Origin of the sequence: Bradyrhizobium sp. (genome assembly GCF_049586575.1) — a bacterium.
Taxonomy (GTDB): Bacteria; Pseudomonadota; Alphaproteobacteria; order Rhizobiales; family Xanthobacteraceae; genus Bradyrhizobium.
Genome location: NZ_JBAVCF010000207.1, coordinates 1 through 15,200, shown reverse-complemented (window position 1 = coordinate 15,200; position 15,200 = coordinate 1). Strand labels below are relative to the sequence as shown.

The following is a 15,200-nucleotide window of genomic DNA, read 5'->3' as shown; positions in this document are numbered from 1 at the left end:
CTGTCGAGTTCGACGATCCAGCCATGTCCGCCGGTGCGGCTGGAATGCAATTGAGGCTCAATTTTCCAATATTTAGTAGCTTCGGTCAATTCCACTTCTACATCTTGGCCTTTGAGAAACAACGCTTTCGCCCCCCTCTTTACCAAGGGTTCTGCGAAACCGATCAGTTGGTGTAGCGGAGCCACGGCGCGGGCGGTGACGCAATTGATCGGACCTTCAAGCCTATCCACAATATCCTCGATATCAGCGAGGTGAACGACCGCTGCCGCCCCCGTTACACGCAGCGCCTCGCGCAGGAAGGCCGCCTTCTTACCGTTGCGTTCGATCAGGTGGACGAGGGCGCCGGGCGTATCGGCCAACGCGCAGGCGAGGACCATTCCGGGGAAGCCACCACCGCTACCGAGGTCCACCCAAATCCCCGCAGCCGGGGCGAGGGCCAGAAGCTGCAGTGAATCCGAGACGTGCCGGGTCCAAAGCGTCGGCACGGTCGTCGGCGAGACCAGGTTGGTTTTAGCCTGCCACGTCTGGAGGAGGTCGATGAAGCGATCGAGCCGGGCTGCCGTTTCACGTGAAACAGGCGTCAGGGCGAGCGCGTCGTCGCGATCCGCAGTGAGCTGCGGTTTCGAGGGGTTTGCGGCCGAAGGTTTCGAAGGGGGGGTGGGGGCGTTCATGGCGAATCGCTCTGTTTCACGTGAAACACCGTATGCGCTTATGCGCCCGCGGCCGAGACCCCTGTAGTCGCTTTCCGGCGGGTTTCCCGCCGCAGGTAAGCCGCCAGGATGCCGAGCGCGGCCGGGGTCATCCCATCCAGCCGACCGGCCTGCCCCACCGTGCGAGGTTGCGTCGCCTTAAGCTTGGCACGGGCTTCATTGGACAGGCCGGGGACCAGATCGAAATCGACGCCGGTCAGAACCAGGCCTTCATCGCGACGGAAGGCCTCGACGTCAGCGACCTGGCGTTTCAGATAGACATCGTATTTGGCATCGATCTCGAGGTGAACGGCGATCCCTGGGTCGACAGCCGACAGCTCCGGCCAGATGGCGCGGACCTGCGTCCAGCCGATCTCGGGATAGGCGAGCAGCTCGAAGGCCGAGCGGCGCTGCCCGTCCTTGTTGAGCGAAAGGCCGTATTGAGTGGCCTCGTTCGGGGTCAAACTCAACGATTGAGCCCTCGCCTTGGCGGCATTCAACGCGGCCATTTTGGCGCGGTGGCGCGACGTTCGCGCCTGCCCCACACAGCCAAGGGCGATCCCTTTTTCGGTCAGGCGCTGATCGGCGTTGTCGGCCCGCAACGTCAGGCGATATTCGGCGCGCGAGGTGAACATCCGGTACGGCTCGGTGATCCCGCGCGTGACAAGGTCGTCGATCATAACCCCGAGATAGCCGTCGGCGCGATCAAACACGATGGGCTGAGACCCGCCGGCGGAAAGCGCCGCATTGAGTCCTGCCACCAGTCCCTGGGCGGCCGCTTCTTCGTAGCCGGTGGTGCCGTTGATTTGCCCGGCCAGGAACAATCCCGGAAGCCGTTTGGCCCGAAGGGTTGGATCGAGTTCGCGGGGGTCGACATGGTCGTATTCGATGGCATAGCCCGGACGAACCATCCGAACGCATTCGAGCCCTGGAATTGTGGCCAGGATCCCAAGCTGGACCTCTTCCGGCAATGAAGTCGAGATGCCGTTCGGGTAAATCGTGCTGTCGTCGAGCCCCTCCGGCTCCAGGAAGATCTGGTGCCCGTCGCGGTCGCCGAAGCGGACGATCTTGTCCTCGATCGAGGGACAATAGCGGGGCCCGCTGCTCTTGATCTGCCCCGAATACATCGGCGAGCGATGCACGTTGGCGCGGATCACCTCATGCGTCGCGGCCGTCGTCCGGGTGATGCCGCACTGGATCTGAGGTGTCGTGATCCGGTCGGTCATCGCGGAAAATGGCTCGGGCGGATCGTCGCCAGGCTGCATCTCGACTGCCGACCAATCGATCGTGGTGCCGTCGAGGCGCGGCGGCGTGCCGGTCTTCAGCCGGCCCAACGTGAAGCCGATCCGTTCGAAAGACGACGAGAGCCCGAGCGCTGGCGCCTCGCCGACTCGGCCAGCGGGCCAGTTCTTTTCGCCGAGATGGATCAGGCCACGCAGAAAGGTCCCGGTCGTAACGACCACCGCCCCGGCGGAAAGCTGGCGACCATCGGCGAGCCTGATGCCCGTCAACCGACCCTCGGCAATCGAGAGTTCATCGGCCTCCCCTTCGATCACGGTCAGATTGGCGGTCTCACGGATCGCGGCCTGCATCGCAGCGGCGTAGAGCTTGCGGTCCGCTTGGGCGCGTGGGCCCCGAACGGCCGGTCCCTTGCGGCGGTTGAGGACGCGAAACTGGATTCCTCCAGCGTCCGCGACGCGGCCCATCAGCCCGTCAAGCGCATCGACCTCTCGAACGAGATGGCCTTTACCCAGACCGCCGATAGCCGGATTGCAGGACATCGCGCCGATGGTCGAAAAGCGGTGGGTCACTAACGCGGTTCGCGCCCCCGTCCGCGCGGCCGCACTTGCCGCTTCACAGCCGGCATGGCCGCCGCCGACGACGATCACGTCGTATGAATCAGGATGGAGGGTCATGCGGCATCTTCTATACCGCAGCGGTCAAACCCGGAAGTGACAACGCAGGATCTGTTTCACGTGAAACGCGAAACCACATTGATTAAGAAATGATTATATATTCATTACTTACCGATACAGAATTCCCGGAAGATCTTGTCCAGGATGTCCTCGACATCGACCCGGCCGAGCAGGCGACCCAACGATTGCGAGGCCGCCCTCAGTTCTTCTGCAACCAGTTCGTCACCGCTTCCGGCCACCGCAATGCCGCGCCGTAACGCTTCCGCCGTTTCCCGTAACAACTTTCGCTGCCGCTCCCGGCCGATCAGCCCATCCTCACCCGATCCGAAATAAGCCTGCGCAAAAGCAGCCAGTGCAGCCATCAATTCCGCAATCCCATCGCCGCGGCTGGCTGAAATCCGGAAGGCAGTCGCGCTGTTGGGTTTCTCTAGAATCGTCGTCTCGGCCCCCGGCCGCCCGTCGACCGGATTCAGGTCGATCTTGTTGCGGACAACCCACAGCGCCGCCTCCGCCGGCTCCCCGCATTCGCTCTCATTCCGCTCGTGCTCAGCGTCGGTCACCCACAACACCAGATCGGACTCCGCCGCTCGCGCACGCGCGCGGCGCACGCCCTCTTGCTCCACGGGATCGGCGGTGTAGCGAATGCCGGCGGTATCGATCACCGTCACGGGGTAGCCGTCCAGATCAAGCTGAACCTCGATGACGTCGCGCGTGGTGCCGGCATGCGGCGAGACGATCGCAACTTCACGCCGGGCCAGCAAATTGATCAGCGTCGATTTCCCGACATTCGGCGGACCGGAGATCGCTACGGTCAAGCCATCCCGCAAACGTTCACTTCGCCCCTGCGCCGCCAGGGCCTCCTCGATTTCGAGAAGGAGTGATTGGATCGTCTGCAACGCCGGCGCCATCAATTCTGCCGACACATCGCCCTCGTCGGAAAAATCGATGCCGGCTTCAATCAGAGCCAACGCTTCGATCAGGCGCGCACGCCAATCCCTCACTCTGTCGCCAAGCAATCCCTTGAGCTGACGCAACGCCTGGCGCCGCTGACGATCGGTGTCCGCGTGAATCAGATCATCGAGCGCCTCGGCTTCGGTGAGATCGAGCTTGCCGTTTTCAAATGCTCGGCGGGTAAATTCGCCCGGCTCCGCGGCGCGGACATTTTCAAGACTTGAGAGTGCTGCGAACAATGCGGCCAGCACTGCGCGCCCGCCATGAATTTGAAACTCGGCAACGTCTTCTCCGGTCGCGCTCGCGGGTCCCGGAAACCAGAGCGTGACCGCATCGTCGAGCGGCTGCTGATGGCGGTCGCGCAGCAAGGTCCGCGTAGCGATTCGCGGTTGCGGCACCCTGCCCGCCAAGGCCTCCAGCGCCGCCCTCGCCTCCGGACCCGACACCCGCACGATTGAAATCGCGCTCGGTGGCCTGCCCGATGACAGCGCAAAAATAGTCTGCTCGCGTGGATGCATGCACCCTATTTGGTCGCGGGCTATTGAAAAGGCAATGAAATTTGAAACGGCAGGGTCGAACGGCGAGCGAAGGCCGGAAATGCTGCACTCCTTGCTGCAATAACTGACGCAAGACCCATGGGGTTTAGAAGATCCCAAGCCAATAAAAAGGGCGCCCCCGCTCGCACCGGGACGCCCGACCAGGCCAATGGCCTAGCTCGTTTAGGTATTCATCGATTCGAAGAATTCCGCGTTGTTCTTGGTGTTGCGGAGCTTGTCGAGCAGGAAGTCGATGGCATCCATCGTACCCATCGGATTAAGGATCCGCCGCAGCACGTACATCTTCTTCAGCACCTGCGGGTCAGTGATCAGCTCTTCCTTGCGGGTACCCGAGCGGGAGATGTCGATCGCCGGGAAGGTCCGCTTGTCCGAGACCTTGCGATCGAGAATCAGTTCCGAGTTGCCGGTGCCCTTGAATTCTTCGAAAATCACTTCGTCCATGCGGCTGCCGGTATCGACCAGAGCGGTCGCGATAATGGTCAGCGAACCGCCCTCCTCGATGTTGCGCGCGGCGCCGAAGAATCGTTTCGGACGTTGCAGCGCGTTGGCGTCGACACCGCCCGTCAACACCTTGCCGGATGACGGCACCACCGTGTTGTAGGCGCGTCCAAGCCGGGTGATCGAATCGAGCAGGATGACGACGTCCCGGCCGTGTTCGACCAGCCGCTTGGCTTTTTCGATCACCATCTCGGCGACCTGGACGTGACGCACAGCCGGCTCATCGAACGTCGAGGAAACGACCTCGCCCTTCACCGAGCGCTGCATATCCGTGACTTCTTCCGGCCGCTCGTCGATCAGAAGCACGATCAAATAACATTCGGGATGATTGGCCGTAATCGAATGGGCAATGTTCTGCATCAGCACGGTTTTGCCGGTGCGAGGCGGCGCCACGATCAGTGCGCGCTGGCCTTTGCCGATCGGGGCGACGATATCGATCACCCGTGCAGAAAGGTCTTTCCTGGTAGGGTCTTCGAGCTCAAGACGAAAACGTTCGTCCGGAAACAGCGGCGTCAGGTTGTCGAAATTGACTTTGTGCTTCGACTTTTCTGGATCTTCGAAATTCAGCGTGTTGACTTTCAACAACGCAAAATAGCGTTCGCCTTCTTTCGGGCTGCGGATGTGGCCTTCGATGGTGTCGCCGGTACGAAGTCCGAATCGTCGAATCTGCGATGGCGAAACGTAGATATCGTCGGGGCCCGGCAGGTAGTTCGCGTCCGGCGATCGCAAAAATCCGAAGCCGTCGGAGAGAACCTCGACAACGCCTTCGCCGATAATATCGGTTTCCTGGATCGCGAGTTGTTTGAGAATGGCAAACATCAGCTCCTGCTTGCGCATCGTGCTCGCGTTTTCGACCCCTTTTTCCTCCGCAAACGAAACGAGTTCCGCCGCAGTCTGGGCTTTGAGGTCTTGAAGTTTTATTTCCCGCATTGGGATGGTCCTGTGGAGTGCTTAAGGGGGAGGGAATGCAAGCTGGCTTCTTGGAAATGCGGACGTGAAATCGAGGAAGTCCGCAGGTCTGAGCGAGGAAAGCGCCGGAAAGGCTTCAAACCTGATGCGGCGGCCGGTCCAATAAAGAAACCGGGACGCGACCACATCCGCCTGCGTAGGGTGGGATGACCTCAATATAGAAAATCAGCGAACCTTTCGCAAGATGGCCTCAGAGCACGCTGGCACCGGAGGTTGTCACCTAAAACGGCTTGATCACTACCAAAATAACGATACCGATCATCAAGATGGTCGGTACCTCATTGATTAAACGATAAAATTTCTGTGACCGCTGATTCCGGTCCGCCGCAAAGTCCTTCACGCAACGGACAAAAAAACCGTGGACGCCCGAGAGCACCAGCACCAGCAGCAATTTTCCGTGCAACCAGTGAGCGGAAAACCAGTGACCGGCCCATGCGAGGTAAAGTCCGGCCAACCAGGTCACAATCATCGCCGGGTTGATGATCGATTTCAGCAGCCGGCGTTCCATCACTTTGAACGTCTCGGACTGCTTTGAGCCGGGCTCAGCCTCACAGTGATAGACGAATAGCCGCGGCAAATAGAGCATGCCGGCCATCCAAGAGATTACCGCGATGATGTGCAGCGCCTTGATCCATTCGTACATCGCGTCTCATGCCATTCGAATTGAGTTCTAGCCCGTCAAGCTTCTCTTTGCTTGCCAGTGAACGAGACATATCCGCAAGCGGCACTTATCTAAACCAATAATTTTAGAATCTTAGGTTTGAGTCTGCGTAGCGGTGGATTTGACTCACACAAAAAAGCCGAGCCGTTCTCCCGCGGTTCCTCACATCTATCGACAATCGCGGCACAGATTTCGTTGGTTGCCATTACACCAAACGTTTCAGTGATTTGGCAGGCCGGACCGACAGTTTATAAAGAGACAAATCCACAAAACCTCACTAACGTCGGTGACGCGGATTAGACTTATCCTCGTAGAGAGCGGTGTGAAGAAAATGGCGGGTTATCCCGGCAGGGGCGACACCGACGAAAATCTCTCAGATATGCTCCACAAGGATTCACAGATCACACAGGGTTTTACGTGCCCACGACGAGCAATTATTTCCACCTTCACCTGGTCTCCGATTCAACCGGCGAGACATTGATCACCGTGGCGCGCGCGGTGGCCGCGCAGTACGCCAATGTGACGCCCGTCGAACATGTCTATCCGCTGGTACGTAGCCAGAAGCAGCTTGATCGAGTCTTGAGCGAAATCGAGGAAGCGCCCGGCATCGTGCTATTCACGCTGCTGGAAAAAGATCTCGTCTCCAAGCTTCAGTCCAAATGCCAGGAAATCAACATTCCGAGCCTGTCGATTATCGGCCCGGTGATGCAGCTGTTCCAGGCCTATCTCGGAGCGCCGACCTCTGGCCGGGTAGGGGCCCAGCACACGCTGAATGCCGAATATTTCAAGCGGATCGATGCGCTGAACTACACCATGCTGCATGACGACGGTCAGCACGTTGAAGGGCTTGACGAAGCAGACGTGATCTTGGTCGGCGTATCCCGCACGTCGAAGACACCGACCTCTATCTATCTCGCCAACCGTGGCGTCCGCACCGCCAACGTGCCTCTGGTGCCAGGTATTCCCCTTCCGCACCAGTTGGAAGTCCTGACCAAGCCGCTGGTTGTCAGTTTGCACGCCACGCCGGAACGCCTCATTCAGGTCAGGCAGAACCGGCTGTTGAGCATGGGCGATCGTGACAACGACACTTATATCGACCGGCAATCCGTGGCGGATGAGGTGGCCTTTGCCCGGCGGTTGAGCGCCAAGTTCAATTGGGCGCAATTGGACGTCACCCGCCGCTCGATCGAGGAGACCGCGGCCGCAGTCATGAAGCTCTTCAGCGACCGGCAAAGGCAGCGGCTATCCGAATGACGCTGTGGCGCGGCAAAGAGCCATTGGTGTTGGCATCACAGAGTAGCGCGCGGCAGAGCTTGCTTGCCAACGCCGGCATCGAATTTGAGTGCGATCCGGCTGAAATCGACGAGCGGGCAATTCAGGCTACTTCGGGCCTTGCGGCGCCGGGCGATATAGCGAGCCTCCTGGCCCGGGAGAAAGCCCGTGTCGTATCGGTCCGGCGGCAAGGCCGGTATGTCGCCGGGGCCGATCAGACGCTGGCGCTGGGAACGCGGATCTTCAACAAGCCCTCTGGCCGGTCACAGGCGGCCGACCAGCTACGCGCGCTTTCGGGCCATTGCCATGAACTTCACGCCGCGGTTGCCGTGGCGCGCGATGGGAAGCTACTCTTTGAGCATGTTTCGATCGCGCGAATGACCATGCGGCGGCTGGTTGATGCCGAGATCGACAGTTATCTTGCGGAGGCTGGCGCCGCCCTGACTTCCAGCGTCGGCGCCTATCAGCTTGAAGGGCTTGGTGTCCATTTGTTCGAACGGATCGAGGGCGATCACTTCACCATTCTTGGTTTGCCGCTGCTGGAGCTATTGGCCTTTCTGCGCAGCGAGCATTTGCTAGGCGTTTGACATGATCGTCCTTGGACTCACCGGCTCGATCGGGATGGGAAAGTCGACCACCGCAACATTGTTTGCGGAAGCCGGTGTTCCCGTTTATGACGCGGATGCCGCCGTCCACCGGCTCTATGAAGGCGAGGCCGCTCGCGCGATTGAAGCGGCGTTTCCGGGTACGACCGAAAACGGCAAGGTCGATCGCAACAGGCTTTCGGCTCGCGTGGTGCATGATTCTGCCGCCATGAGAAAACTTGAGGCGATCGTCCACCCGATGCTGGGTGCCTCGCGGCAGAAGTTTCTTCGCGACGCCGAACAGTCCGGTGCGCCGGTTGCGGTGGTCGACGTGCCCTTGCTGTTCGAAACCAGGGGCGAAAAACACGTCGATGCGGTGGTCGTGGTGACGACGACCGCGGAACTTCAACGCGAGCGAATTCTCGCCCGTCCCAATATGACCGAGGAAAAGCTTGCAGCCATTCTGGCGCGTCAAATGCCTGACGCCGAGAAGCGCAAACGCGCGCATTTCGTGGTGGATACCTCGCATGGGCTCGATCCCGTGCGGGAGCGAATCAAGGACATTCTGACCGAGGCTGCTAAACTAAAATCCCGACAATCCTGATTCGTCTTTTCTCGGCGGCTTTCCTGCATGCGCGAAATCGTTCTCGATACCGAAACTACCGGCCTTGATCCCTTGCGCGGCGATCGGCTGGTCGAAATTGGCTGCGTCGAGATTTATAATCGCATGCCGACCGGGCAGACCTTTCATCGCTATTTCAATCCCGAGCGGGACATGCCGGCGGAAGCCTTCGCCGTGCACGGCCTATCCAGCGAGTTTCTTTCCACCAAGCCGTTATTTGCGGAGGAGGTTGAGGATTTCCTGGCCTTCATTGCTGACGCGCCGCTCGTGATCCACAACGCCTCGTTCGACGTCAGCTTCATCAATTCAGAACTCGATCGGATCAAGCGGCCTCCGATCCTGAGGGAGCGGCTGGTCGATACCTTGCTGCTGGCGCGGCGCAAGCACCCGGGCGTTTCCAACCGTCTCGACGATCTTTGCTCGCGTTATTCGATCGACAATTCCCGGCGCACCAAGCACGGCGCGTTGCTGGACGCCGAATTGCTTGCCGAGGTGTATATCGACCTGATCGGGGCGCGGCAGTCCCAGCTCGTTCTTGCCTCCGAATCCCGCGACACGCGAGCTGCTGGATACGGCGAAATGCCGCGGCGGCAGCGCGAGATACCACTCGCACCTCGCATTACCGAGGCCGATCGCGACGCGCATCGGGATTTTGTCAAAACCCTCGGCGACAAGCCGATCTGGAATGATTTCCTGCCGGCGGCCTAGCCGCCGACTACAGCTTAGCTCGGCTTGACCTGCGAGGCCTGCATCTGCGCCGCCTGGCGCTCCATGTTCTGCCGGTACAGGCCGACGAAATCAACCGGATCCAGCATCAAGGGCGGAAAGCCGCCGTCGCGAACGGCAGTCGCGATGATCTCGCGGGCGAACGGAAACAGCAGACGCGGGCATTCGATCATGACCAGCGGATGCAGATTTTCCTTCGGCACATTGACGATCCGGAACACGCCGGCATAGGCGAGTTCGAAGCTGAACATCAGCTTGCCGAGGCTTTCGGCCTTGCCTTCGACCGATAGCGTTACTTCGTAATCGGTTTCGGCGACGTTGTTGGCGCTGACGTTGATCTGGATATTGATCGCGGGCTGCTGCTGTTGCGGCGCCAAGGAAGCCGGCGCGTTCGGGTTTTCAAACGACAGGTCCTTGGTGTATTGCGCCAACACGTTCAACTGTGGAGGAGGGGCCGCCTCGGGAGGCGAGCCGTTACCGTTGGTCATACGAATTCTCCTGGAACGGTTGGGCGAGCGGAGCCATTTGTCGCATCCGAATTCGCCCAAAAAGGGAAGCCAGAGGCCTTATTGGGGCGAGTGGCTAACATAGCCCTACCTCTTTCCACAAGGATGACCATCCACGCGGATCGTCAAAGGGGCCAAATTTGACGAATTGCGCCGGTCCGGGGAACGGGCGCGCCTCTAAACGATTGAATGTACGTGATTTATAGCTATCGCGGGGTTTCCCCCCAAGGTCAAAAAGCGCTAGAATTCGATTCCTGACGAGCGGACGAACCAAAGGTTAGGCCAGTTCGTCGTCGTCCGACATTTCTTGTCGGCAGATGCCATTGGCCGGCCAAGGTTTCGTGCTTACATGCGGCTGACCCGTCCATGATGTAATATCTGCAGGCCCTGAAAGGGCCCTCTACCGCCGGGTCCACTGCCGGCGCCTAGAATCAGAAAGCGAATTTGACGTGGATATTTATACCATCATCTTCCTGGCGCTGGCCGTCTTCATCTTTCTCCGCTTGCGCAACGTCCTGGGCCAGCGCACCGGAAACGAACGCCCGCCATACGATCGCGCGGCGCGCAACGTCGTGCAAGGTGCGCCGGACAGCAACGTCGTTCCGATACCGGGCACCGTGATCGACCAGACGCCGCTGGCGCCGACGGCCGACGTGACGCCGCCCGCGGATCGCTGGAAGGGGGTTGCCGAACCCGGAACTGCGCTTGCCCAGGGTCTCGACGGGATCGTCGCCGAGGACTCCTCGTTCGATCCTCGCCATTTTCTAAGCGGCGCGCGCAGCGCCTACGAAATGATCGTTCTGGCGTTTGCCAACGGCGACCGCCGCTCGCTGAAAGACCTGCTCTCGAGCGAGGTCTATGAAAGCTTTGAGGCCGCGATCAAGGATCGGGAGCGGCAAGAGCGCAAGACCGAGACGCGCTTTGTGTCGATCGACAAGGCTGAAATTGTCGGCGCTGAAGCGCGCGACCGCGCCGCACAGCTTACCGTTCGCTTCGTCTCACAGATGATCTCGGTCACCCGAGACAAGGCCGGGACCATTGTCGACGGTAATCCGGACAAGGTCGCCGACATCACCGATGTCTGGACATTCGCCCGCGACCCGACTTCGCGCGATCCGAATTGGAAGCTGGTTGGTACCGGAAGCGCCCATTAATCGAATACGGCGCTATGCCGCTGCATTCGGTGTAATGGTTCTGGCGCTGACGGTGATCCCGCTTGGGGCGATGGCCGCGCGCAAAATGCGTTCGTCGCTCAGGGCGCACGGTACGCATGTTCCAGCGCAACGCCAGATTCCGTATCCCAGGCTTGAATGGCCAATCGTGATCAACGGTGGCGAGTACCTGCCGTTGTCATGGAACGACATTGCCGGCTGGGCCGCCGACGATCATGTGCAGGCCTACAAGGCCTTTCGCGTCAGTTGCGCCTCGATCGCCGCGCAACGAAATCCGCCGGACGATTCCAAGGCGCTCGGCGCCTCGCTGCGCGAACCTTGCCGCATCGCCAAGGCACTCCAAATTACCGACGACGCCAAGGCGCGCGCCTTCTTCCAGGAAAATTTCATCCCCTTGCAGATATCGCGGCTCGGCGAGGATGCGGGCTTTGTGACCGGCTATTACGAGCCGATCGTCGAGGGATCACTGACCCGGACCGATGTCTATAACGTGCCGGTCTATCGCCGCCCTTCGAATCTGTTTGTCCGGGGATTCAAGCAGGATTCCCCCAGCCTTCCCAACAAGGGCCAGGTATTTCGCAAGATTGGACGCCGCAAGCTCGTGCCCTATTACGATCGGGCCGAGATCGAGGACGGTGCGATCGCAGGGCGCGGCCTTGAAATCTGCTGGCTCAAGAACCAAACCGATCTTCTGTTTTCGCAAATCCAGGGATCGGCGCGGATTCGTCTTCAGGACGGCTCGACCATCCGCATCAATTACGATGCGCACAATGGTTATCCCTATACGGCCGTTGGCCGCATCCTGATCGACCGTGGCATCATTCCGAAGGAACAGATGTCGATGCAGAAGATCAGGGAATGGATGGAGCAAAATCCCGATGGGGCGAACGAGTTGCGGCGGCAAAACCGCGCCTATGTGTTCTTTCACGAAGTCCCGCTCTCCGACAAGGATGAAGCGGTTGGAGCGCAAGGCGTACCGCTTACGCCGGGGCGGTCGATCGCCGTCGACAACTCGCTTCATGTTTATGGCACGCTATTTTTCATCGAGGGCGAGCTACCGATCGAATCGGCACAATCGAAAACGCCGTTTCGCCGGTTGATGGTGGCGCAGGATACCGGCTCGGCGATCACCGGTCCGGCGCGCGCCGATATCTACTACGGTGCCGGTCCTGAAGCGGGTCGCATATCCGGCCGTTTCCGTCAGAACATGCGCTTTGTCATGCTGGCGCCGAAGAGTCTTGATCCGGCTGCGCGCGGCCGGAAGATGCCGTTGCCAGACCCGCGGCCCTCGGAGAAGATCGCCAAGTTGTTTCCACCGACGGATCCCTCGAAAGAAAAGCCAGATGAGCCAGCGGACGGTGCAAAGCCAACATCAGCTTCAACCGCCACGCCGCCAGCCGCCGAAGCCAAAGTGCCGCTGCCGCAAGCGCGACCGGTGATCGAAGCCGAGAACACGCACCGCCGTCATCGCCGAGCCTATCGTTACGGACGATAGAATATGAAGCGACCGCCCACGATACTGGACCCGCCGCGCCGCAAGCGAAGCCTGAGCGAGGAGGAACGTGCGTTGTGGGAGAGCGTCGCCAGGCAAGCCCGTCCGTTGCGAAACAAACTCCGGGTCGCGAATTCGCACGCGGCTTCGCTGAGAACGGAGACTTCCGCGGTCAAAGCGGTGGTTCAGCCAAAGTCGACTATCGCCGTCGCCGCTCCAGCGCCGAAAAAGCCGGCAGCACCACCGCTCGTGCCGCTCGGCCGACGCGAGCGTTCGCAACTGTCGAAGGGAAAGAAGGAAATCGAGGCCCGCCTTGACCTGCATGGCATGACGCAGGCGCGCGCGCATCGCGCGCTATCGGGATTTCTGCACCGTGCCCATGGCGATGGCCTGACCTTCGTACTCGTCATCACCGGCAAGGGAAAAATAGGCGCTGAATCGGAGCGCGGCGTGCTGCGTCGTCAGGTGCCGCAATGGCTGAGCCAGCCGGAATTTCGCAACGTCGTCGTCGGCTTCGAAGAAGCTCATATTGGCCATGGTGGCACGGGCGCACTGTATGTCCGTATCCGGCGGGTGCGTATTCCATAGCGTTTTCGAGCGAAGTGGAATCCGGTTCGCGTGAAGAAACGCGTCAAATGAAAAATCAGAACGGCCGGATAACGCCGACGCGCGGGATCAGCGTCACGATCCAGCCGAGAACGCTTGTCTTACGATCATCGCCTGCGATCGTCGGAACGACCCGCGTCGATGGCAAGGTCTTGACGGCGTGCAGGATCAAAAACAGACACACGGCCCAGTTCGAGATCCATCGCGAATAATCGAACACCATCGCAAACATGATCAGGTAGGCCGCGGTCACGCCGACGATGCCGGCGATGACGACTTGGCGATGGAAATCACTGGCAAGCGATCGGATCAGACCGGAAAAATATCGCCAGAGCGGCGAGTGCAGCCAGATCAACAGTGCGAAGACCGGGATGCCCAGGATGTTCGAGGGCAGGCGCGCCCAGGTATCGCTGATTTCCTTCGAAAGCGGCTGATACCAGATGTAACTGAAGCTCAAGAGGTCGGTGCGAGCAGGATCGGACATGCGGATTTTGAGGTAGGCGACGAAATCGGCCTCGGGAATCGGCATCGTCCCCCAGAACTGCAAGGCCAGAAAGAGCGCGCCGAGCGCCAGGACGGAGATCACGCCGACCGCGAGATTCAACCGGCCGATCCCGGCGGTCAGATAATGCCTGAGCACCACGATCACGATGATGGTCGGCAGATACATCAGAAGATGGATGTGGTGAATCAGGATCAGGATGATCGAAAACAACACCGCCAGCAGCACAAAGCCAATCGACCGTCCGGGGATTAGCAGAAGGATGATCGAAAACAGGCAGCCGTAAATATCGAAATGCCCGAGCGTGTGCATGAAGTTCTTCAGGAAGAACGGCGAGCCCGCGATAAAAACGAACAGCGGCATGTGGGCGGCGTCAAAGCCGAACGTGCGTCGGAACAGCTTGACAAACAGCAGCGCGGTCGCGAGCCAGACCGCGCCGCCAAGCGCAAACACCAGCCACACTGGCACCTTCTGGGTAAACAGCGCAACGATCGCGCCGATCAACGCGCGTTTGACGAAGCCGAAGTGATAGTCAACGAGCAGATGGATGTAGGGGACGTAAGGCGGCAACATGACCTTGTGGATAAACACCCCGGCCATCACGGCGACGTTGACGGCGAGCATCACGCGCCAGGGATTTTGCCACGCTCGAAGGCTCATGCGAGCTTCTCGATGTCGTCCCGGCCAAGCGAGCACTGGCGAGCGCGAGCCGGGACCCATAACCACCGATGCTGGTATTGCGCCAAGGCTGGAGCCGCTTTTCGTTCTGCAACTGGCTTTCGTGGCTATGGGTCCCCGCTTTTCGCGGGGGCGACAACCGTAAGGACATTACTATAAAATGAATCGGCTCAAATCGGCATTCTTGGCGAGATCGCCGACATGCTTCTGGACATACTCGGCGTCGATCCGGATGGTTTCGCCCGGACGGTCGGGAGCGGTAAAGGAAATTTCATCCAGCACGCGCTCCATCACGGTTTGCAGGCGACGGGCGCCGATATTTTCGACCGTTGAATTAACGGCAACCGCTATGTCGGCGAGCGCGTCGATGGCGCTGTCGGCGATGTCCAAGGTGACGCCCTCTGTCTGCATCAGCGCAATATATTGCTTGATCAGCGAAGCCTCCGGCTCGGTCAGGATCCGGCGCATGTCGTCGCGGGTGAGTGCCGCCAGTTCGACGCGGATCGGAAGCCGTCCCTGCAACTCCGGCAACAGGTCCGAGGGCTTGGCGATATGGAACGCACCGGAAGCGATGAACAGGATATGGTCGGTCTTCACCGCGCCATGCTTGGTCGAGACAGTCGTCCCTTCGATCAGCGGCAGGAGATCGCGCTGCACGCCTTCGCGCGACACGTCGCCGCCGGCGCGACCGTCGCGCACGCAGATCTTGTCGATTTCGTCGAGGAATACGATGCCGTTGTTTTCGACCGCCGCGATCGCTTCAAGCACCAGCTGCTCGGTGTCGAGCAGCTTGTCCGAT

General features: G+C 60.0%; 15 protein-coding genes. 7 read left to right on the top strand and 8 right to left on the bottom strand.

What is annotated here, in order from left to right; translation table 11 throughout:
* From rsmG to hemJ, 5 genes are all read right to left on the bottom strand, one after another.
* Positions 1-671, bottom strand: a 671-nt coding sequence (gene rsmG / locus WB528_RS07980; protein WP_423887873.1) for a 16S rRNA (guanine(527)-N(7))-methyltransferase RsmG, incomplete at its 3' end; no start/stop codon positions are given.
* Between the two features lie 38 nt (positions 672-709).
* The gene (gene mnmG, locus WB528_RS07975; RefSeq protein WP_423887872.1) at positions 710-2,605 is read right to left on the bottom strand and encodes a tRNA uridine-5-carboxymethylaminomethyl(34) synthesis enzyme MnmG; all 1,896 of its coding nucleotides are present in this window, start codon (positions 2,603-2,605) and stop codon (positions 710-712) included.
* 104 nt (positions 2,606-2,709) lie between these two features.
* Positions 2,710-4,074 (bottom strand): tRNA uridine-5-carboxymethylaminomethyl(34) synthesis GTPase MnmE, encoded by a 1,365-nt coding sequence (gene mnmE, locus WB528_RS07970; protein ID WP_423887871.1) that lies wholly within the window; start codon positions 4,072-4,074, stop codon positions 2,710-2,712.
* 201 nt (positions 4,075-4,275) lie between these two features.
* Complete coding sequence (gene rho / locus WB528_RS07965; protein WP_423880025.1) at positions 4,276-5,541, bottom strand: transcription termination factor Rho; 1,266 nt, start codon at positions 5,539-5,541, stop codon at positions 4,276-4,278.
* 259 nt (positions 5,542-5,800) lie between these two features.
* Positions 5,801-6,223, bottom strand: a complete 423-nt coding sequence (gene hemJ / locus WB528_RS07960) for a protoporphyrinogen oxidase HemJ (protein WP_423887870.1) — start codon at positions 6,221-6,223, stop codon at positions 5,801-5,803.
* 435 nt (positions 6,224-6,658) lie between these two features.
* On the opposite strand from hemJ, the gene WB528_RS07955 reads away from it, so the two are divergent.
* The 4 genes from WB528_RS07955 to dnaQ are packed head-to-tail and all read left to right on the top strand — an operon-like array spanning position 6,659 to position 9,427.
* Complete coding sequence (locus WB528_RS07955) at positions 6,659-7,495, top strand: pyruvate, water dikinase regulatory protein (RefSeq protein WP_423887869.1); 837 nt, start codon at positions 6,659-6,661, stop codon at positions 7,493-7,495.
* A complete protein-coding gene (locus WB528_RS07950) occupies positions 7,492-8,100 on the top strand; it encodes a Maf family protein (protein WP_423887868.1) in 609 nt (202 codons plus the stop codon). Before WB528_RS07955 ends, WB528_RS07950 begins: the two co-directional genes overlap by 4 nt.
* 1 nt (position 8,101) lies before the next feature.
* Positions 8,102-8,701: a dephospho-CoA kinase gene (gene coaE, locus WB528_RS07945; protein ID WP_423887867.1), complete on the top strand. Its 600-nt coding sequence runs from the start codon at positions 8,102-8,104 to the stop codon at positions 8,699-8,701.
* Positions 8,702-8,728: 27 nt separating this feature from the next.
* Positions 8,729-9,427, top strand: coding sequence for a DNA polymerase III subunit epsilon (gene dnaQ / locus WB528_RS07940; protein WP_423887866.1), 699 nt, complete (start codon positions 8,729-8,731; stop codon positions 9,425-9,427).
* Positions 9,428-9,441: 14 nt separating this feature from the next.
* Here the strand turns inward: dnaQ and secB are convergent, their stop codons facing one another.
* Entirely contained in the window at positions 9,442-9,933 is a 492-nt protein-coding gene (secB, locus tag WB528_RS07935; RefSeq protein ID WP_423887865.1) for a protein-export chaperone SecB, read from the bottom strand.
* 467 nt (positions 9,934-10,400) lie between these two features.
* On the opposite strand from secB, the gene WB528_RS07930 reads away from it, so the two are divergent.
* From WB528_RS07930 to WB528_RS07920, 3 genes are read left to right on the top strand one after another with little or no spacing between them, the layout of a single operon-like run.
* Entirely contained in the window at positions 10,401-11,105 is a 705-nt protein-coding gene (locus tag WB528_RS07930) for a Tim44/TimA family putative adaptor protein (protein WP_423887864.1), read from the top strand.
* A complete protein-coding gene (locus WB528_RS07925; protein ID WP_423887863.1) occupies positions 11,083-12,618 on the top strand; it encodes an MltA domain-containing protein in 1,536 nt (511 codons plus the stop codon). Before WB528_RS07930 ends, WB528_RS07925 begins: the two co-directional genes overlap by 23 nt.
* Positions 12,619-12,621: 3 nt before the next feature.
* Complete coding sequence (locus WB528_RS07920) at positions 12,622-13,203, top strand: Smr/MutS family protein (protein ID WP_423887862.1); 582 nt, start codon at positions 12,622-12,624, stop codon at positions 13,201-13,203.
* 55 nt (positions 13,204-13,258) lie between these two features.
* Here WB528_RS07920 and WB528_RS07915 read toward each other — a convergent pair whose 3' ends face one another.
* Positions 13,259-14,383 (bottom strand): hypothetical protein, encoded by a 1,125-nt coding sequence (locus WB528_RS07915; RefSeq protein ID WP_423887861.1) that lies wholly within the window; start codon positions 14,381-14,383, stop codon positions 13,259-13,261.
* A 171-nt stretch (positions 14,384-14,554) separates the two neighbouring features.
* Positions 14,555-15,200 (bottom strand): AAA family ATPase (locus tag WB528_RS07910; RefSeq protein ID WP_423887860.1); only part of this gene is annotated, 646 nt, incomplete at its 5' end.